Raw genomic sequence first — 18,896 nt, 5'->3', positions numbered from 1 at the left:
GCGCCACCTCCAACAGCTTCCCCACAGCCAGATACGTCTCCGCCGAACCCTCCCCACCCAACGCATACGCCTCATCCGCCACCCGCACATGCAACGCGTCCCGATCCCCGTCCGCGTACACCGCCACACTCCCGATCCCGGCATCCCTACACGCCCGGGCAACCCGCACAGCGATCTCACCACGGTTCGCGATGAGTACCTTCGTCAGCATTTCTGTATCTCCAGTGGATTCGTGGTCGTGGATCAACGGGGCCAGTACGTGGTGCGCCACGCGTCGCGCCCGGGCCACGGGTTGGCAGTCGTTCGGCTGCGGGCAGCCCATACGTCGAGCGCTTCCGGTGCCGGGCCGACCGCGGCGGCTGCCGACGCGGCGCGGGCGTGCAGCACGACGAGTGCGGCGGCGAGTTCCTCGGCTGTCGGGTTGCCCCGCACGACCTTGATAGTCATCGCTCGGACCTCCTCTTACAGCGGGATGTTGCCGTGCTTCTTCGGCGGGAGCGTCTCGCGCTTGGTGCGCAGGTGGCGCAGGCCGCGGGCGATCTGGGCACGGGTCTCGGACGGCATGATCACCGAGTCGACGTAGCCGCGCTCGGCCGCGATGTACGGGTTCAGCAGCGTGTCCTCGTACTCCTGGATGAGCTGGGCCCGCACGTTTTCCGCATCGCCGTTCGCCTCGGCCTCGGCGATGGTTCGGCGGTGCAGGATGTTGACCGCGCCCTGGGCGCCCATGACCGCGATCTGCGCGGTGGGCCAGGCGAGGTTCAGGTCCGCCCCGAGGTGCTTCGAGCCCATCACGTCGTACGCGCCGCCGAAGGCCTTGCGCGTGATCACGGTGATCAGCGGAACCGTGGCCTCGGCGTAGGCGAAGATCAGCTTCGCCCCGCGGCGGATGATGCCGGTGTGCTCCTGGCCGACGCCGGGCAGGAAGCCGGGCACGTCGACGAAGGTGACGACGGGGACGTTGAACGCGTCGCAGGTGCGCACGAAGCGCGCCGCCTTCTCGCTCGCGTCGATGTCGAGGCAGCCTGCGTACTGCATGGGCTGGTTGGCGACGATGCCGACGGAGCGGCCCTCGACGCGGCCGAAGCCGGTGATGATGTTCGGCGCGAAGAGCGACTGGGTCTCGAAGAAGTCGCCGTCGTCGAGCACGTGCTCGATCACGGTGTGCATGTCGTACGGCTGGTTCGCGCTGTCCGGCACGAGCGTGTCGAGTTCCAGATCCTCATCCGAGATGGACAGGTCCGCGGTCTCGGGGAACGCCGGCGGCTCGCTGAGGTTGTTCGAGGGCAGATAGGAGAGCAGGTCCCTGACGTAGTCGATCGCCTCCTTCTCGTCGCCGGCCATGTGGTGGGCGACGCCGGAGGCGGTGTTGTGCGCGCGGGCGCCGCCGAGTTCGTCGAAGCCCACGTCCTCGCCGGTGACGGACTTGATGACGTCAGGTCCGGTGATGAACATGTGCGAGGTCTTGTCGACCATGACGGTGAAGTCGGTGATCGCCGGCGAGTAGACCGCGCCGCCCGCGCACGGCCCGACGATCAGGCTGATCTGCGGGATGACTCCGGAGGCGTAGGTGTTGCGGCGGAAGATCTCGCCGTACGCGGCGAGCGAGGAGACGCCCTCCTGGATCCGGGCGCCGCCGGAGTCGTTGATGCCGATGACCGGGCAGCCGGTCTTGAGGGCGAACTCCATGACCTTGACGATCTTCTGGCCGTAGACCTCGCCGAGCGCGCCGCCGAAGACCGTGAAGTCCTGGGAGAACACCGCGACCGGGCGGTCGTCGACCGTGCCGTAGCCGGTGACGACGCCGTCGCCGTAAGGCCGGGTCGCCTCCAGCCCGAAGTTGGTCGAGCGGTGCCGGGCGAACTCGTCGAACTCGACGAACGAGCCCTCGTCCAGCAGAAGCTCGACGCGCTCGCGGGCGGTCAGCTTGCCCTTCGCGTGCTGCTTCTCGATCGCGCGCTCAGAGCCGGCGTGCGCGGCCTCGTGGATGCGGTGCCGGAGATCGGCGAGCTTGCCCGCCGTCGTGTGCAGGTCGGTCTCGGAGGTCACTGCGCGGTTTCCTTCTCCGTGGTCTCGATGGTCTCGGTGATCGCGATGGTCTCGGTGGTCTCGGTGGTCTCGGTGATCCCGCAAGAGGTCAGAACGTGTCGCGGGGGACGTACACGCCCCAGACGTCGCGCAGTGCGTGCGAGACCTCCCCGACCGTCGCGCTGGCGCTCAGGGCCTCGCGCATCGGATGCAGCACGTTGCCGGTTCCCGCCGCCGCGGTACGCAGTTCGTCGAGGGCGCGGCGGACGGCGTCCCCGTCGCGTTCCTTGCGGAGCGCGGCGAGGCGTGCGCACTGGTCGATCTCGATCTGCGGGTCGACGCGCAGCGGCTCGTACGGCTCTTCCTCGTCGAGCGTGTACTTGTTGACGCCGACCACGGTCCGCTCGCCGCCGTCGATCTCCAGCGCGATCCGGTAGGCGGAGTTCTCGATCTCGGATTTCTGGAAGCCCTGCTCGATCGCGCAGACCGCGCCGCCGCGATCCTCGACCGCCTGGATCAGCTCCAGCGCCGCCGCTTCGAGCTCGTCGGTCATCGACTCGATGACGTAAGACCCGGCGAACGGGTCGACCGTCTTGGTCACGTCCGTCTCGTAGGCGATGACCTGCTGCGTGCGCAGGGCGAGCCGGGCCGCCTTCTGTGTGGGCAGCGCGATCGCCTCGTCGAACGAGTTCGTGTGCAGCGACTGCGTACCGCCGAGCACCGCGCCCAGGCCCTGCAGCGCGACCCGGACCAGGTTCACCTCCGGCTGCTGGGCCGTCAACTGCACACCGGCGGTCTGCGTGTGGAAGCGAAGCATCTGCGACTTCGGGTTCTTCGCCTTGAACTCGTCCCGCATGATCCGCGCCCAGATGCGGCGCGCGGCCCGGAACTTCGCGATCTCCTCAAGCAGCGTGGTGCGCGCGACGAAGAAGAACGACAGCCGCGGCGCGAAGTCGTCCACGTCGAGGCCCGCGGCCTGCGCGGTGCGCACGTATTCCTTCGCGTTCGCAAGCGTGAACGCGATCTCCTGCGCGGGCGTCGCACCGGCCTCGGCCATGTGGTACCCGGAGATCGAGATCGTGTTCCAGCGCGGCAGCTCGCGATGGCAGTACGCGAAGATGTCGCTGATCAGCCGCAGCGACTGCTTCGGCGGGAAGATGTACGTGCCGCGGGCGATGTACTCCTTGAGCACGTCGTTCTGGATCGTGCCGGTCAGCCGGTCGCCGGTCACGCCCTGCTCCCCCGCGACGAGCTGGTAGAGCAGCAGCAGCGTCGAGGCCGGGGCGTTGATCGTCATCGACGTGGAGACCTCGCCCAGCGGCAGGCCGTGGAACAGCGTCCGCATGTCCTCGATCGAGTCGATCGCCACGCCGACCTTGCCGACCTCGCCGCGGGCTACCGGCTCGTCCGAGTCGTAGCCCATCTGCGTCGGCAGGTCGAATGCCACGCTCAGCCCGCCGGTGCCCGCGCCGACCAGCTCGTGGTAGCGCTCGTTCGACTCCTTGGCCGTGCCGAACCCGGCGTACTGGCGCATGGTCCAGGGCCGGCCGGTGTACATCGACGGGTACACGCCGCGGGTGAACGGGTACCGCCCCGGCGCGCCGAGCCGGGCGCCCGGATCGAATCCCGCCAGCGCGGAATCCTCGTAGAGCGGCCGGATCGGCAGACCCGACTCGCTCCGTGCCGTGGCATCCACGGGACCTCCCTTGGTACTGAGTCTATAATTAACGGTACTCAGTACCACGGCGTGCGGCAAGTACCGCCGGCGCCCCGGAACAGGGAAGGATGTGGCGTCATGAGCAAGCCAGATGCGCGGACCCGGCTCACGGAGGCCGCCTTCGCCCTGTTCGACGAGCACGGATACGAGCAGACGACCGTCGACGAGATCGCCGAGCGCGCGGGTGTGGGACGCACCACGTTCTTCCGGCACTACGGCTCGAAGGAGGCGGTCATCTTCCCCGACCACGACCGTCTGCTCGACCAGATCCGGGACCGGCTCGCGACCTCCAGCCACAGCACCGCGCTCGTCGCGGTCTCCGACGCCGTGCGCCTGGTGCTCATGCACTACATCGAGGAGGGAAGCCTCGCGCGCCAGCGCTACGCCCTGACGAGCAAGGTGCCGCTCCTGCGCGATCGGGAGATCGCCAGCGTCGCGCGCTACCAGCGGCTGTTCCGCGAGTTCATCGCCGAATGGATGGGCGATCCGACCCAGGCCGCCTCGCTGCGGGCTGAACTCATGGCCGCCGCCGTGGTCGCGGCGCACAACCACGTGCTGCGCCGCTGGCTGCGCGACGAGACCGGCGATCCCGTCGCCGAGATCGAGGCGGCGATGAGCGAGGTGCTGACCATGTTCCCGGCCGCACAGCCGCGGTCCGGGCCCGGCGACGGGACCACGGTGATCGCGTTTCGATCGGGGCAGGACCTGGACGCCCTCCTGCCCGCCCTGCGACGCGCCATGGCCGAGGGCGCGCAATAGCACCCTCGGCCATGGAGCAGGATCCTGCTACGGCGTCATCATCCGAGACCCCGGACTGCACCGGCGACCGACTCGTCGGTGATGGCGCACCTCAGCCCTCGATCTCCACCGTGGGCTGGAACGCGCGGTCGAAGCCGACTTCGCGGCGCGGACCGGTCAGGCACGCGGCGAGCCGCGCGCGGATGTCCCGGCTGGAGGCTCCGACCCACAGCTCCACCTCGCCCGGCTCGACGATCCGCCGGCCGGCGCGGCCCGAATAAGAGGTGAGGTCGGCCGGCAGGTCCACGAGCACCGTGCGCGTCGTCCCCGGCTCCAGATCGACCCGAGGTGCGGCGATCAACTGCTGCACGGGCCGCGCCACCTCGGCCTGCGGGTCGTGCAGGTAGACCTGGACCACCTCGCTGGTGGCGGAGGCACCGTCGTTGCGCAGCGTGACCGCGAGCCGCAGCGTGCCGTCCGTCGGCCATGTCCCGCCGGCCGGCAGCTCGGTGTGCGTCCACACCGCCGGGTTGTAGGACAGGCCGTGCCCGAAGGGGTAGAGCGGTGTCGGGTCGACCGTGCTCACGTCGCTGCGAAGGCCCAGCGTCGCCGAGAGGTACGTCGAGGGCTGATTCGCGCCCTCCGCGGGGAAGCCCACCGGCAGGCGGCCGGCCGGATCGACCCGGCCGGACAGTACGTCCGCCAGCGCGTTCGCGCCCTCCTCGCCCGGCAGGAACCCGCAGACGACGGCCGCGAGCCGGTCGGCGTACCTGGACAGCTCGTAGGGGCGCCCCACCAGCAGCACGAGGACCACCGGCGTCCCGGTGCCGAGCAGCGCCTCGAGCAGTTCACCCTGCCGGCCGGGCAGCCGAAGGTCGGAGCTGTCGCAGCCTTCGCCCGAGGTGCCGTTGCCGAACAGCCCCGACACGTCGCCGAGCACCGCGACGCAGACCTCTGCTTCGCGCGCCGCCTCGACGGCCTCGGCGATCAGCCGATCGCCCGATTCCCGCAGCGCCTCGGCGTCCACGGCACCGTCCGGCGCCGCGCCCTCGGCCGCCGCGCGCTCGGCCCGCAGCCGCACGGAGGCTTCGGTGTCCGGAACCGGGCAGCCCTGCGCGTAGGTGATCCGGTAGCCGGCCGGATCGGCCCGCAGCGCTTCGAGGACCGAGCGCGCTTCGACGCCGAGCGCGACGTCGGGATGGTGCACGCCGATGTGCCGGGGGAACGAATAGCAGCCGAAGGCGGCGTCCGCGACATCCGCGCGGGGGCCGACGACCGCCAGACGCTTGCCCGCGGCCAAGGGGAGCGTGTCGTCCTCGTTGCGCAGCAGCACGATCGCGCGACGCGCGAGCCGCCCGGCGAGCGCCCGGGACTCGTCGTCGTCGAGCCGCTGGTCGGTCTCGGAGAGGATCGGGGGCTCGGGCGACCAGTCGGGATCGAGCAGTCCGAGCTCGCACTTCTGCAGCAGCACGCGCTCCAGTGCCCGGTCCACCAGCGCCATATCCGCCTCGCCCGATTCCAGCGCCGCGAGCAGCGGCGCGGCGAAGCAGTCGGGCGTCGGCAGTTCGACGTCGATGCCGGCGGCCAGTGCCTGCACGGCGGCCTGGCCCTTGGTGCCCGCCGTGCGGTGCAGCCGGTGCAGGAAGACCACCGAGAAGTAGTCCGAGACCACCGTCCCGGTGAACCCGTAGGTGCCGCGCAGCAGATCGGTCAGCAGCGCCGCGTCGGCCGCCACCGGCAGCCCGTCGTTGTCCGCGTACGAGTTCATCACCGAACGGGGACCGGCGTGCAGTGCCATCTCGAACGGAGGCAGGATCACGTCTGCCAGCTCCCGCGGGCCGATCGACACGGGGGCGAGGTTGCGGCCCGCGCGCGAGGCGCTGTAGCCGGCGAAGTGCTTGAGGGTCGCGATGACGCCCGTGGACTCGAGGCCTCGGACGTACGCCGCGCCGAGGGTGCCCACGAGGTACGGGTCCTCCGCGATGGTCTCCTCCACCCGGCCCCAGCGCAGATCGCGCGCGACATCCAGCACCGGCGCCAGCCCTTGGTGGACGCCGAGGCGCCGCAGCGTCGTGCCGATCCGCTCACCGACCTGGCGCACCAGTTCCGGATCGAAGCTCGCCCCCCAGCACAGCGGCGACGGGAAGACCGTGGCCTGCCAGGCCCCGAGGCCGGTCAGGCACTCCTCGTGCACAAGCGCCGGAATCCCCACGCCCGCCGCCGTCAGCTGCCGCTGGCTGTTGGCCACCGCTCGCGCGCCGGCGACCGGGTCCACCGGCGCGGTGCCGAAGGGCCGGGTGAGCTGGCCGACGCCGTCGCGCAGCAGATCCGACCAGTCCGCGGCCGGCAGGTCCGAGGAATGCTGGAACGGCGCGACCTGACCCGAGGTGGCGTCGGCGCCCACCCAGGCGCCGTAGAGCTGCGCCACCTTCTGGCGCGCCGACATGCGCGATATGAGATCCAGGACGCGGTCGGCGGGAGCGGCGGCCGGGTCACGCCATATCTCCGCGAGGGTGGTGTTCTCGATAGCCATGTGTGGCCGTCCTTAATCGGGAGGCGCTGCTTCCCGTCCATGGGTGGAGCCGGGCGCCCGAAAGGGCCGGGCGCCCGTGAGCGGTGCGCTGCCGCGCCGCTGATCGATCGGGGTGAAGCGGGTCGCGGGCGCGGCGGTGCGGCCGGGCACCGCGGCCCGGTCACGCGCCGCCGCGCCCGGCGTCGGGCTGCTGAGGTCAGGGGGCTGCCGGCGGCGGGGCGGCCGAACCGCGCACGACCAGCTCGGTGGCCAAGGTGAGGTGCGTGCGCTCGACCGGCTGTTCGCGGATCAGCTGGATCAGCATCTCCACCGCGCGCTCGCCCATCGTCCTGATGGGCTGGTTGACGGTGGTCAGCGGCGGAGTGCACAGCGCCGACTCGGGGATGTTGTCGAATCCGACGACCGACAGATCCCCGGGGACGCGCAGCCCGAGGGCCAGCGCGACGTCTATGGTCGCGATGGCCGTGACATCGTTGGCGGCGAACACCGCCGTCGGGCGCCGCGGGGCGGTCAGCAGTTCGTGCGCCGCGAGCATCGAGAGCTCGGCATCGTATCCGCCGACCCGGACGAGCGAGTCGTCGAAGGGTACGCCGGCCGCCGCGAGCGCCTCACGATAGCCCTGCTCGCGCAGCCTCGCGGACTGCAGGTCCGCACGACCGGCCAGCAACGCGATCCGCCGGTGGCCGAGGCTCAGCAGGTGCTGGGTGGCCAGCCGGGCGCCGCGCAGGCTGTCCGCGTCGACCGTCGGGAAGCTGGAGGATCCGGTGTGCGGATCGACCGCGACGACGGGCGCGCCGTACTGCACGTCCACGACCGTCGGCGTCACCAGCACCGCGCCGTCCACCAGGGTGCCGCTGAGCCGCGAGAGGTACCGGCGCTCCCAGCCCACCACGTCGCCCGTTCTGCCGCCCGCACTGTAGACGACCAGCTCGAATCCGCTGCCTCGGATCGCATCCGCGGCGCCCTTGAGCAGCTCGGTGCTGAACGGCTCGAGGTCGGCCACGAGGATCCCGATCACGTTGGTACGGTGGTTGCGCAGGCTTTGCGCGACCAGGCTCGCCTCGTAGCCGAGCTCGCTGATGACAGCCTGCACGCGGGCCATGGTGTCCGCGGCCACGCCGTAGCGCTGGTTGATGACCTTGGACACGGTGGCGACGGAAACGCCGGCGTGCTCGGCGACATCGCGGATGGTGACTCGGGTTCTGGGCTGCTGCACGCCGCCACCTTAGCGTTAGAAAACGTTATCGACAACGATTGACAACCGAGAATCGCACGCGCAAACTCATCGCCAGCCCCCGGTGCCCTCCGGGGTCCAGATGCGACGACGACGACGGATCGGGGAAGTTCCGGGATGATTAGGAAAACTCGCGGCGCGACGGCTGCCGCGCTCGGCTTGGGCCTGGCGCTCGCGGTCGGCGGCTGTGCAGGCGGCAGCAGCGGCGGCGGCAGTTCGGCCGACGGCCAGGTCACCGTGACCCTCTGGCAGGTCTCGACCACCGGACCTGGCCAGCAGTACTTCCTGGACGCCGCCAAGGCGTACCACGCGCTGCATCCGAACGTCACGGTCAAGGTCCAGACCATCCAGAACGAGGACCTCGACGGCAAGCTGCAGACGGCGCTCAACTCCAACTCCGCGCCGGACATCTTCCTGCAGCGCGGCGGCGGCAAGATGCAGGCCATGATCAACGCGGGCGAGCTCCAGCCGCTGACCCTCACCAGCGCGGATCAGGCGAACGTCGGCTCGGCGGCCCTGGCCAGCGTGACCGTCGGCGGGCAGGTGTACGCGATGCCGGTGGACACCCAGCCCGAGGGGATCTACTACAGCAAGACCCTGTTCCAGCAGGCCGGGATCACCTCGACGCCGACGACGATCGCCGACCTGGAGAGCGATGTCGCGAAGCTGAAGGCGATCAACGTCGCGCCGATCGCGGTCGGCGCCAAGGACGCCTGGCCGGCCGCGCACTGGTACTACAACTTCGCGCTGCGCGAGTGCAGCCAGAGCACCATGGCGGCCGCCGCCAAGTCGCTCACGTTCACCGACCCGTGCTGGACCAAGGCGGCGAACGACCTGGCCGCGTTCATCAAGGTGAACCCCTTCGAGAAGGGGTTCCTGACCACCTCGTCGCAGCAGGGCGCCGGATCCTCGGCGGGCATGCTCGCGAACCACAAGGCGGCCATGGAGCTGATGGGCAGCTGGGACCCCGGAGTGATCGCCAGCCTGACCCCGAACCAGCAGCCGCTGCCCGACCTGGGCTGGTTCCCCTTCCCCGCGGTCTCCGGCGGCCAGGGTGACCCGAGCGCGCTGATGGGCGGCAACGACGCGTACTCGCTCTCGAAGAACGCGCCGAAGGAGGCCTTCGGCTTCCTCGAGTTCCTGCTCACCACGGATCAGCAGAAGGCCTACGCCAAGGCGCTGCAGGCGATCCCGGTGAACCAGCAGGCGCAGGGGGTCGTCACGGCGACGTACAACATCTCCGCGCTGCAGGCCTTCAACAAGGCCGCCTACTCGATGCAGTACCTCGACACCCAGTTCGGCCAGAACGTCGGCAACGCGATGAACACCTCCGTGGTGAACCTGATGGCCGGCACCGGTTCGGCCGCCGACATCGTCTCGCAGACGATCGCCGCCGCCGCGAAGGGCTGAGTAAGCACACGATGAGCGACACCCTGGGTACTGACACCGCCCCCGGGCGCCAGTCACAGGGCACGAGCCGAGTCGGGGGCACGGCCACGGCCGTGCCCCCGGCTCCGCCGCGAGCGGCCGGGCGCCGCCGCGGCCGTGCCAGGATGCGATTCGAGATCGCGCTGCTGTCCGGACCGGCGATCTTCATGTTCGTGGCCTTCGTGATCTTCCCGGTCGCGCTCGCCGCGTACTACGGCTTCTTCCGCTGGCAGGGCTACGGCCCGGCCACCGACTGGGTAGGCCTGAACAACTACCGGCTGATCTTCACCGACCCGGCGTTCCAGCAGGTCCTGTGGCACAACTTCCTCATCGCCGGGCTCTCGCTGGTCATCCAGGGCCCCTTGGCGATCATCATCGCCCTGCTGCTCAACCAGAAGATCCGCGGCCGCTCGATCATCCGGGTGCTCATCTTCGTGCCGTACGTCATCTCCGAGGTCATCGTCGGCACCGGATGGAGCCTGATGCTCCAGGCCGGCGGCGCGCTCAACGATCTGCTGGCGCACATCGGGCTCGGCTCGCTGCAGCAGGACTGGCTCGCCGACCCCAAGCTGGCCATCTGGACTCTGATGGCCATCATCTCGTGGAAGTACATCGGCTTCGCCGTGATCCTGATGCTCGCCGGCCTGCAGTCGATCCCCGAGGAGATCTACGAGGCCGCCCAGATCGACGGAGCCTCGTACTGGCAGATGCAGCGGCGCATCACCCTGCCGCTGCTGGCGCCGACGATCCGGATCTGGGGATTCCTGTCGATCATCGGCTCGCTCCAGCTGTTCGACCTCGTCTACATCGTCTGGGGCCAGTACGTCGCGGGCACCGCGGGCACCTCGACCATGGCGATCTACATGGTCGCCCAGGGCCGGGACGCGGGCAACTACGGATACGGCAGCGCCGTCGCCGTCGTGATGTTCCTGATCTCGCTGATCGTCGCGCTGATCTACCAGCGCTTCGTCCTGCGCCGCGATCTGCGGGGCGCCGTCACCGAAGGAGCCGTCTGATGACCGCGACGACCGCAGAACCGTGGTCCTCGGCCGGGAAGCGCGGGAGGCCTCCGGGCCGCGGGGATTCGCGGGCCGGGCGGCGAAAGGGGAATCCGTTCACCTACTTCGTCGCGCTGCTGTTCATCGCGGTGTCCATCGCTCCGGTGCTCTACATCGTGATCGGCGGATTCCGCACCAACGCGCAGATCACCGCGAGCCCGGCGGGCCTGCCGCATCCCTGGGTCGTCGCGAACTACACGGGCGTTCTGACCTCGGTGACGTTCTGGGGCGAACTGGCCAACTCCGCGGTCGTCGCGGTGGCAAGCACTCTCGGCATCGTCGTGCTCGGCGTGATGGTGAGCTTCGTGCTCGCGCGCTACGACTTCAAGCTCAAGGGCGCGATGTACTCCCTGTTCGCCGCCGGGCTGATGTTCCCGCTGGTCATCGCGATCACGCCGCTGTACATCGTCATCAAGGACCTCGGTTTGGTGGACAGCCTGGGCGGGGTGATCATTCCTCAGATCGCCTTCGGGCTGCCGACGACCGTCATCATCCTGGTGCCGTTCCTCAGGGCCATCCCCAAGGAGATCGAGGAGGCCGCCGCGATCGACGGCACCAGCCGGCTCGGATTCTTCTTCCGCATGGTGATCCCGCTGTCGCTGCCCGGCGTCGTGACGGTCGGCATCCTCGCCTTCATCGCCAGCTGGAACAACTACGTGCTGCCCCTGTACATCCTCAACTCGCAAGCGAACTACACGCTGCCGCTCGGCGTCCAGATGTTCTCCTCCGAGTACTCCCAGGACACCGCGAAGGTACTCGCCTTCACCTCGCTCGCGATGCTGCCCGCGCTGGTCTTCTTCTCCATCTTCCAGAAGCGGATCGTCGGCGGCCTCACCGGCGCCGTGAAGGGCTGACAGCGAAAGGGAAACACCGCAATGCCAAGCGCTTACATCGCGCTCGACAAGAAGGACGCCGTCGCTCCGGTCCGCCGCCGCATCTTCGGCTCGTTCGTGGAGCACCTCGGCCGGGGCGTGTACACCGGGATCTACGAGCCTTCGCATCCCAGCGCGAGCGACGAGGGCTTCCGCATGGACGTGGTCGAACTCGTGCGGGAGCTCGGCAGCACGACCGTGCGCTACCCGGGCGGCAACTTCGTCTCCGGCTTCCGCTGGGAGGACTCGGTCGGCCCGCGGGAGACGCGCCCGGTGCGCCGCGACCTCTCGTGGCACTCACTGGAGTCGAACCAGATCGGCCTGGACGAGTTCGCCAGGTGGCTCAAGCTCACCGATTCCGAGCTCATGCTCGCGGTCAACGTCGCCACTCGGGGCATCCTGCCGGCCCTCGACCTGCTCGAGTACGCCAACCATCCGTCCGGCACGGCCCTGTCGGACCTGCGCATCGCCAACGGAACGCCGGACCCGCACAACGTCCGCATGTGGTGCCTGGGCAACGAGATGGACGGCCCGTGGCAGACCGGCTTCATGGCGGCGGACGACTACGGCAAGATCGCCGCGCGCACCGCCGCGGCGATGAAGGCGGCCGACAAGGATCTCGAACTGGTCGTCTGCGGCTCGTCCGGCTCCGGCATGCCGACCTTCGGCGACTGGGAACGCACGGTGCTCGAGCACTGCTACGAGCACGTGGACTACGTCTCGTGCCACGCGTACTACCAGGAGCTCGACGGCGACCTCGCCTCCTTTCTCGCCTCGCCGATCGACATGGCCTTCTTCATCGACGCCGTCGCCGCGACCGCCGACCACGTCGGGTACAAGAAGCGCTCGAGCAAGAAGATCAACATCTCGTTCGACGAATGGAACGTCTGGTACGTCAAGGAGCACGAGGAATCCGGCGCGGTCAACGATGAGTGGCGTCACGCGCCCCGCCAACTCGAGGACGTATACACAGTGGCGGACGCGGTGGTCGTCGGCAGCCTGCTGATGACGCTACTCAAGCGCAGCGACCGTGTCGCCGCGGCGTCGCTCGCTCAGCTCGTGAACGTGATCGCGCCGATCATGACCGAGCCCGGTGGTCCGGCCTGGCGGCAGACGACCTTTTACCCGTTCTCGATCACGAGCAGGCTCGCCTCCGGTGAGGTGATCCGGCCCGTGATCGAGACGTCGACCTATACGACGGCGCGCCACGGGGAGGTTCCCCTCGTCGACGCCGTCGCGACCTCCGACGACGACCGGGCCGCGGTCTTCCTCGTCAACCGCCACCTGACGGAAGCCGCGCAGGTTACCGTCGATGTGCGCGGTCTCGGCTCGTCGGTGATCACCGAGGCGCTGACGCTCGCCGATTCCGACGTCTACGCGAAGAACACGCTCGCCGATCAGCACAGGGTGACCCCGTCCGCGAACACGACCGCGAAGCTTGCCGACGGCCTGCTCACCCTGGAACTGCCTCCCGTGTCGTGGACGGCCGTCGCCCTGGGCTGACGGACCACCCCGGCGCCGATAACCGATCCTCTCCGGTCCAGCCCCGTCTTTCCTTGACGGGGCGAATCGGGGTATGGTCGTCCTCGGTAGCATTGCATAGTGCAATGAGGATGTGGCGGCCGGAGGCCATTCGCAGGAGTATGCGATGGCTTCCGGGTGGCGCATAGAACGAACTGCTGAGGCCGGGTTCGGTGGGACATGGGCCCGCCGGGAGCTACCGCGCCGCGGCAATTCTTCCGAGCGTCGCCGACGTCCCCTAACTGCGATGTGCAATGGGTTCCAGCCGATGGAACGGCTACCGGTACACGTCCGCAGAGGATCGAGACGGTGATGAGGGAACGGACCTCGTTGTGGTCGACGCCGGCGCCGGGGCGTTCGATTTGGCAGGCGCTCGCCTCATGACGCGCGCGATCGGCCCGGTGACGCGCGCCGTGCTCAAGGCGCCCTCGCGCCTGTACGACGCGCGGGCTGGGTGGCTGCTCGGACACCGGTTCCTGCGCCTGACCCATCGCGGCAGGGTCTCGGGCCGGGAGTACCGCACCGTACTGGAGGTTGTCGGGCGCCTTCCGGAAACCGGCGAGTACGTGGTGGTCTCCGGCCTCGGAAGAGGCAGCGACTGGTTCCGCAACATCCAGGCCGCGCCGGCTTTGCGTGTGCAGATCGGGCGCGGCACGTTCGAGCCCGCGCACCGCGTGCTCGAGCCCGAGGAGGCAGCAGCCGTATTGGCCGACTACGAGCGGCGAAACCGCGTGCTCGCCCCGATCGTACGCACGGTGCTCTCCCGGCTGATCGGCTGGCGCTACGACTCCAGCTCGACGGCGAGGGAGAGGCTGACGGCGGAACTTCCCTTCGTCGCATTCCGACCGCTGCCGGCGGGTGACACCCAGCCCGGCAGGGCGGGTAGGCCGGGAGCGCTGGGCTCGCGCTGGGCGGGGATACCCCGCGCGCGCCTGTCGCTGACCGCCGGTGAACCGGCCGTCGGCGTCCACCTGATCGAACTGCGCGGCGAGCTGGACGCCGACGGCGCCGCGATCGTGCTCGCCGAAGCCACCAGGTACGTGCAGGCGGACGCGACTGTCGTGCTCGATGCCAGCGGTCTGGAGTTCGTCGACTCCAGCGGCTTGCACGCGCTGATCGTGCTCGCCCGCATCGCTCGCACCCGCGACGCCCGGCTGCGCCTGGCCGACCCGTCGCCGCCGCTGCGGCGCCTGCTGACCCGCACCCGGGCCGACCGTGTCATCGACGTTCGCACGTACGTCGACGACGCGCTCGAACATTGACCGGATACCGCCGACCCGCCCCGTGACGAAGGACATCGCCATCGATACCGCATCCGTGCGCGCAGGCCGCGGCCCGCGCGCAGATTCCGCGACGCGCTCCGAGCCGGCGCGAAGCCCGCAGGCCGAGCGGCTCCTGGTCGCCCTGGCCGGGCTGTGGCTGCTCGACGGGCTGCTGCAGCTGCAGCCTTTCATGTTCACCAAGGACTTCGCGATCAAGACGATCGCCCCCGCCGCTCAGAACAACCCCGGATGGGTCGCGCACCCGGTCGCCTGGGCCGCCGGGCTGATCGAGAACCACGCGATCGCGGCGAACACGCTCTTCGCGCTGATCCAACTGGCTTTGGGCGCGGGCATCGCGTGCCGGCCGACCCGGCGCGCCGCGCTGGCCTGCTCGATGGTGTGGGCCGGATCGGTGTGGCTGCTCGGCGAGGGCCTGGGCGGGCTGTTCACCGGCGCCGCGAATCCGCTGACCGGCGCGCCCGGCTCGGCGCTGCTCTACATGCTTGCCGCGCTCCTGCTGTGGCCGGGTAGCGCCACGACCGCGTTTCCCGGGGCCGGACGGCTCGGGGCCTTCCGGTCGCGGATCGTATGGAGTGCGCTGTGGCTGGGGTTGGCCTTCCTGACGCTGCTTCCGGTGAACCGCGCGGCGAGCGCTTTCGCCGTCGCGATGACCGGCGGCATGATGACCACAGGTGAGCCGCACTGGTACACCACGCTGCAGGTTCACCTCTCCAAGCTCACCCTGGGCCACGAAACGGGCATCGCGATCACCATGGCGCTCGTCCTCGCTCTGATCGGCGCCTGTGTCTGGGCGCCGCGCCCGACGCCGGTGCGCGCCGGACTCGTTGCGGCGGCCGTCGTCGCCGCCGTGTACTGGGTCTGCGGACAGGCTTTCGGGATGCCGTTCATGGGCATGGCCACGGACCCCAATTCAGGTCCCTTGCTCGCCTTGCTCGCCGCGTGCTTCTGGCCCGCCCCGACCTCCCCCGACGCTCCGCTGGAAGGAGCCGCCGCGTGAACGCCCCCGCGTTCCTCCCCGCCATCATCAGCGTTCTGTTGATCTTCGTCGCCGGGTACGCGGGCTGGCGGCTGCTCGCCGCGCCCACCCTCGACCTGCGCACCGACTTCGAGACCGACACGCTGCTGCTGGCCGCGGGCGTGGCCGGCGCAGGCCTGATCTCCAACTGGGCGCACACCCTGCCGCGTGCGGCGTGGAGCGTGATCTTCACTGTCGCTGCCGGTTACTTCGCCGTGCGTGCCGTGATCGCGCGCGCACAGGTTCCACGCCGGAACCGGCTCCTCGCACACGCCTGTGGAAGCCTTGTGCTGGTCTACATGTTCCTGGCCGGCGTAGCCCCGTCCACGCTGCACGGCTCGACCGCGGGCGAGTACACGATGGCGCCGATGCCCGGCATGTACGTCGACACCACGATCACCTACCCGGCGATCGGCCTCGTGTGCGTCGCTGCCTTGGCCTTCTACACCGCCTCGGTCCTGTCCCGGCTGAGTGGCGCGCCCGTCGAGGGGACGGAACGGCGGGCGTTCGCGCCGCGCAGCGTCGAGGCGTGCCGCGTCGTCGTCATCCTCGCCCTCGCCTACGGAATCTTGAGCAAGATCGTGTGATCTCCCGGCGAGAGCCACCTTCGCCGGCGGCACCCCTCGCTAAGATTGCAGAGAGCAACCGCGGTCCGCACCGGTTCGCGGATTCCATCCACCCTTTCGCGGTGAGAGGCAGGCGGTCCGCCGTGCCGACCGGCGTATGGATCGTGCTGTTCCTGCTCGGCACCGGCCTGAGCCTGGGCAGCAGCTGGATCCTGGTCTCCCGGCTCGAACGCCTCGGCGAGCGCGCCGGGATGTCCGAGGCGCTGCTCGGCATGGTCGCGGCGCTCGCGGCCGACGCACCGGAGATCACCTCGGCGGTCACCGCGCTCGCCCACGGTCAGGCCTCGGTCGGCGCCGGCGTCGTCGTCGGCTCCAACGTCTTCAATCTCGCCGCGCTCCTGGGCCTCGGCGCCCTCGTCGCCGGGCGGATCGGCCTGCACCGCAGGGTCGTGTGGCTTTCCGGCACAGTCGCGCTCTGGGTGGCGCTGGTGTGCGTGCTCACCGTGCTCGGCGCCTGCTCCGCGGTCGCCGGCCTCGTACTCGTCGCCTTCGTGCTCGGCCCGTACCTGTTCGTCCTGGGGTCCGGGCCGGAGCGGTTGGCCCGGCTGCCGCTTCCGACCGAGTGGACGCGCTGGTTGACGGCGGCCGTGCACGAGGAGGAGGTCGAGGTGGAAGACGCGGTCGCCGCTCCGCGCGGCACCCCGCGCGACGCGGTGGTGGCCGCGGCGATGCTGATCGCGGTCGTCGCGGCCAGCACCCTGATGGAGAGCGCGGGCACCACGCTCGGCACCCGGTTCGGCGTGGCCGACATCATCACCGGCGGCCTCGTCCTCGCGATCGTCACCAGCCTGCCGAACGCTGTGGCCGCGGTCTACCTCGCATCGCGCGGCCGCGGCGCGGCAGTGCTCTCCACCGCTCTCAACAGCAACGCGCTGAACATCGCGGTCGGGCTGCTGCTGCCGGCGGCGATCACCGGGCTCGGCCCGCGGACCGGGCAGGGAATCCTGGTCGCCGCGTGGTACGCCGGGCTGACCGTCGTCGCCCTGGCCTTCGCCTACCGCGACAGGGGGCTGACCCGGCTGTCCGGATCGGTGATCATCGGCGGGTACGCGATGTTCGTCGCCGCGTTGATCGCGTCCGCGCTCGCCGGATACGTCACCCCGGTCACCGCCGTGCTCCCGGCCGCGCTGGTCGGCGTGGTCAGCCTCTGGCTGCTCGCCTGGCCGCGGCGGACGGCCCGTCCCGAGTCGGCGGCCGAGCGCGTGCCGCAGCTCTCGGTGTCCTCCTCGGAGTACCCGACAAGGTATTCGCCACTTTCACCCGATTCGCGTTCCTGGCCGCCATCGTGATCATGGCGTGCGCGGCCACAGCGTGCGCCGCGGTAATCCGAACCGGTCGCGGCGAGCACCCGCGAAGTCGACCACGACCCCGATGTGATCAGCCGGTTCGAGCGCTGTCCGCGGCGACGTTCTCCCGGTCGCGGTCCTGGTCGCTGCCTACGTGCACCAGGAGGTTGACGCGGTCGCCGGCCGCCAGACGCAGTGCGGGGTCGGCCTCGTGCAGCACGCGGTGGCGCAGCACGGATACCGGCGTGTGCCCGGATGGCCACTCGACCGCGCCGAGCCTCCTGCCGACGGCGTACTCGCGATCCTCGACGACGACTTCGATCACGCGGTAGCCGGTGAGCGGGTTGGGCGAGGCCTCCTCTCCGGTGGCCTGGTGGGCCGCGGCCAGGTCGGCCTCGAGTTCGGCGCGGGTGCTCTCGATCCCCACGGCGCCGAGGTCGCGGGCTATCGCGTGCATCGCGGAGGCGTTGGTGACCCAGCCCTCGACGAGCGTGCCGTCCGCCGAGAGCACCGGCAGCCCGTCACGGCCGTAGAGCACGAGCTGGCGAAGCGCCTGGCTCAGCGACTCGCTCGCGTACAACGCCTGCGGGGTGCGCTCGTGCGTGACCGGGCCGGGCAGCATGGCCGCCACCCGCGCGGCACCCGCCTCCAGATGCCCGTCGCCGGCGACGGACAACGGCACCGGCAGCCGGCGCATCGCGTCCGCGACCTTCACATCCTGCAACGCCCGCCACGGCGTGGACCTGTCCAGATCCGTGCCACGCCGCAGCAGCTTCGTGGTGTAGATCGTGCCATAGGACACCCCGCGCGAGATCGTCGTGGCGACCGCCACCGCCAGCATCACCGGCAGCGTGAGGGTGAAATCCCCCGTCATCTCCACCACGCTGGCGAGGGAGGTCAGCGGCGCGCGGGCCGCGGCGGTGAACACCGCCCCCATCGCCACCGCCGCGTACAGCGCCGGAGGACCGGCCGCCGCGCCGAACACACGGTCCACGATCACCCCGTACGCGGTGCCGGCCATCACCCCCAAAAACAGCGAGGGCGCGAACACCCCGCCCGAGCCGCCGATACTCAGGCTCACGCTGGTGGCCAGCATCTTCCCGAACACCAGCAGGACCAGGAACCACAGCGCGTACCCGCCGGCGATCGCCTTGTACATCACCGGATACCCGACCCCGTACAACTGCGGCACCGCCAGCAGGATCACCCCGAGCAGCACGCCTCCGACCGCCGGGCGCGCCCACTCCGGACGGTTGCCCCACCACGCGTCCCCGAGGTCCTCGAGCCGGTAGAGCACGGACTTGAAACCGAGGCCCACGAACGCCGCGATCACCGCGAGCACCGCGATCAGCAGGTAGTTCGCCGGATGATGCAGCGAGACCCCGGCCGGGAAACCGGACAGGAAACGTCCCGAGCCGAGGATCGGCTCGGCCACCGCGTCGGCCAGCATCGCCGAGAGCATCACCGGGAACATCGCCTCGACCGAGAACGCCCGCAGGATGATCTCCACACCGAAGACTGACTCTTATACACATCTCCGAGCCCACGAGACTGCAG

The 18,896-nt window shown here is 70.0% G+C and carries 16 protein-coding genes; 9 read left to right on the top strand and 7 right to left on the bottom strand.

The window, feature by feature from the left end; genetic code table 11:
* The 4 genes from KDK95_RS28700 to KDK95_RS28685 form a co-directional block, all read right to left on the bottom strand.
* Positions 1 to 211 (bottom strand): biotin carboxylase N-terminal domain-containing protein (locus KDK95_RS28700; RefSeq protein ID WP_282971673.1); only part of this gene is annotated, 211 nt, incomplete at its 3' end.
* Between the two features lie 32 nt (positions 212 to 243).
* The gene (locus tag KDK95_RS28695; RefSeq protein WP_212521445.1) at positions 244 to 447 is read right to left on the bottom strand and encodes an acyl-CoA carboxylase subunit epsilon; all 204 of its coding nucleotides are present in this window, start codon (positions 445 to 447) and stop codon (positions 244 to 246) included.
* 15 nt (positions 448 to 462) lie between these two features.
* Complete coding sequence (locus KDK95_RS28690) at positions 463 to 2,049, bottom strand: acyl-CoA carboxylase subunit beta (RefSeq protein WP_212521444.1); 1,587 nt, start codon at positions 2,047 to 2,049, stop codon at positions 463 to 465.
* A gap of 88 nt (positions 2,050 to 2,137) precedes the next feature.
* Positions 2,138 to 3,724, bottom strand: coding sequence for an acyl-CoA mutase large subunit family protein (locus KDK95_RS28685; protein WP_212521443.1), 1,587 nt, complete (start codon positions 3,722 to 3,724; stop codon positions 2,138 to 2,140).
* Between the two features lie 99 nt (positions 3,725 to 3,823).
* Here KDK95_RS28685 and KDK95_RS28680 point away from each other — a divergent pair, with 99 nt between their 5' ends.
* A complete protein-coding gene (locus tag KDK95_RS28680; protein ID WP_212521442.1) occupies positions 3,824 to 4,504 on the top strand; it encodes a TetR/AcrR family transcriptional regulator in 681 nt (226 codons plus the stop codon).
* Positions 4,505 to 4,595: 91 nt separating this feature from the next.
* On the opposite strand, the gene KDK95_RS28675 is transcribed toward KDK95_RS28680, so the two are convergent.
* Together KDK95_RS28675 and KDK95_RS28670 are read right to left on the bottom strand one after the other, a co-directional pair.
* Positions 4,596 to 7,016: a beta-glucosidase family protein gene (locus tag KDK95_RS28675; RefSeq protein ID WP_212521441.1), complete on the bottom strand. Its 2,421-nt coding sequence runs from the start codon at positions 7,014 to 7,016 to the stop codon at positions 4,596 to 4,598.
* A gap of 196 nt (positions 7,017 to 7,212) precedes the next feature.
* Positions 7,213 to 8,232, bottom strand: a complete 1,020-nt coding sequence (locus tag KDK95_RS28670; RefSeq protein WP_212521440.1) for a LacI family DNA-binding transcriptional regulator — start codon at positions 8,230 to 8,232, stop codon at positions 7,213 to 7,215.
* Positions 8,233 to 8,367: 135 nt separating this feature from the next.
* On the opposite strand from KDK95_RS28670, the gene KDK95_RS28665 reads away from it, so the two are divergent.
* From KDK95_RS28665 to KDK95_RS28630, 8 genes are all read left to right on the top strand, one after another.
* A complete protein-coding gene (locus KDK95_RS28665; protein ID WP_212521439.1) occupies positions 8,368 to 9,660 on the top strand; it encodes an ABC transporter substrate-binding protein in 1,293 nt (430 codons plus the stop codon).
* Between the two features lie 11 nt (positions 9,661 to 9,671).
* On the top strand, positions 9,672 to 10,694 hold the full coding sequence (locus KDK95_RS28660; protein WP_212521438.1) for a carbohydrate ABC transporter permease: 1,023 nt from the start codon (positions 9,672 to 9,674) through the stop codon (positions 10,692 to 10,694).
* Complete coding sequence (locus KDK95_RS28655) at positions 10,694 to 11,590, top strand: carbohydrate ABC transporter permease (RefSeq protein WP_212521437.1); 897 nt, start codon at positions 10,694 to 10,696, stop codon at positions 11,588 to 11,590. Before KDK95_RS28660 ends, KDK95_RS28655 begins: the two co-directional genes overlap by 1 nt.
* Positions 11,591 to 11,611: 21 nt before the next feature.
* The gene (arfA, locus tag KDK95_RS28650) at positions 11,612 to 13,111 is read left to right on the top strand and encodes an arabinosylfuranosidase ArfA (protein ID WP_212521436.1); all 1,500 of its coding nucleotides are present in this window, start codon (positions 11,612 to 11,614) and stop codon (positions 13,109 to 13,111) included.
* A gap of 398 nt (positions 13,112 to 13,509) precedes the next feature.
* Positions 13,510 to 14,391 carry a nitroreductase family deazaflavin-dependent oxidoreductase gene (locus KDK95_RS28645; RefSeq protein ID WP_212521435.1) on the top strand — a complete coding sequence of 294 codons (882 nt, stop codon included), beginning with the start codon at positions 13,510 to 13,512 and terminating at the stop codon, positions 14,389 to 14,391.
* A gap of 22 nt (positions 14,392 to 14,413) precedes the next feature.
* Positions 14,414 to 15,409: a hypothetical protein gene (locus KDK95_RS28640; RefSeq protein ID WP_212521434.1), complete on the top strand. Its 996-nt coding sequence runs from the start codon at positions 14,414 to 14,416 to the stop codon at positions 15,407 to 15,409.
* A complete protein-coding gene (locus KDK95_RS28635) occupies positions 15,406 to 16,014 on the top strand; it encodes a DUF5134 domain-containing protein (protein ID WP_212521433.1) in 609 nt (202 codons plus the stop codon). Before KDK95_RS28640 ends, KDK95_RS28635 begins: the two co-directional genes overlap by 4 nt.
* 101 nt (positions 16,015 to 16,115) lie before the next feature.
* Entirely contained in the window at positions 16,116 to 17,342 is a 1,227-nt protein-coding gene (locus KDK95_RS28630) for a sodium:calcium antiporter (RefSeq protein ID WP_212521432.1), read from the top strand.
* An 88-nt stretch (positions 17,343 to 17,430) separates the two neighbouring features.
* Here the strand turns inward: KDK95_RS28630 and KDK95_RS28625 are convergent, their stop codons facing one another.
* Positions 17,431 to 18,849 carry a chloride channel protein gene (locus tag KDK95_RS28625; protein WP_307844747.1) on the bottom strand — a complete coding sequence of 473 codons (1,419 nt, stop codon included), beginning with the start codon at positions 18,847 to 18,849 and terminating at the stop codon, positions 17,431 to 17,433.
* Positions 18,850 to 18,896 lie beyond the last annotated feature (47 nt).

This window comes from Actinospica acidithermotolerans, assembly GCF_018139625.1.
Classification (GTDB): domain Bacteria; phylum Actinomycetota; class Actinomycetes; order Streptomycetales; family Catenulisporaceae; genus Actinospica; species Actinospica acidithermotolerans.
This window is presented reverse-complemented; position numbering and strand designations above follow the sequence as displayed.

Excerpts from the sequence above, each read along its gene's own strand:
- KDK95_RS28660 (WP_212521438.1), top strand. The coding sequence starts at position 9,672 with ATGAGCGACACCCTGGGTACTGACACCGCCCCCGGGCGCCAGTCACAG.
- KDK95_RS28695 (WP_212521445.1), bottom strand. The coding sequence starts at position 447 with ATGACTATCAAGGTCGTGCGGGGCAACCCGACAGCCGAGGAACTCGCC.
- KDK95_RS28675 (WP_212521441.1), bottom strand. The coding sequence starts at position 7,016 with ATGGCTATCGAGAACACCACCCTCGCGGAGATATGGCGTGACCCGGCC.
- arfA (WP_212521436.1), top strand. The coding sequence starts at position 11,612 with ATGCCAAGCGCTTACATCGCGCTCGACAAGAAGGACGCCGTCGCTCCG.
- KDK95_RS28645 (WP_212521435.1), top strand. The coding sequence starts at position 13,510 with ATGACGCGCGCGATCGGCCCGGTGACGCGCGCCGTGCTCAAGGCGCCC.
- KDK95_RS28665 (WP_212521439.1), top strand. The coding sequence starts at position 8,368 with ATGATTAGGAAAACTCGCGGCGCGACGGCTGCCGCGCTCGGCTTGGGC.
- KDK95_RS28655 (WP_212521437.1), top strand. The coding sequence starts at position 10,694 with ATGACCGCGACGACCGCAGAACCGTGGTCCTCGGCCGGGAAGCGCGGG.
- KDK95_RS28680 (WP_212521442.1), top strand. The coding sequence starts at position 3,824 with ATGAGCAAGCCAGATGCGCGGACCCGGCTCACGGAGGCCGCCTTCGCC.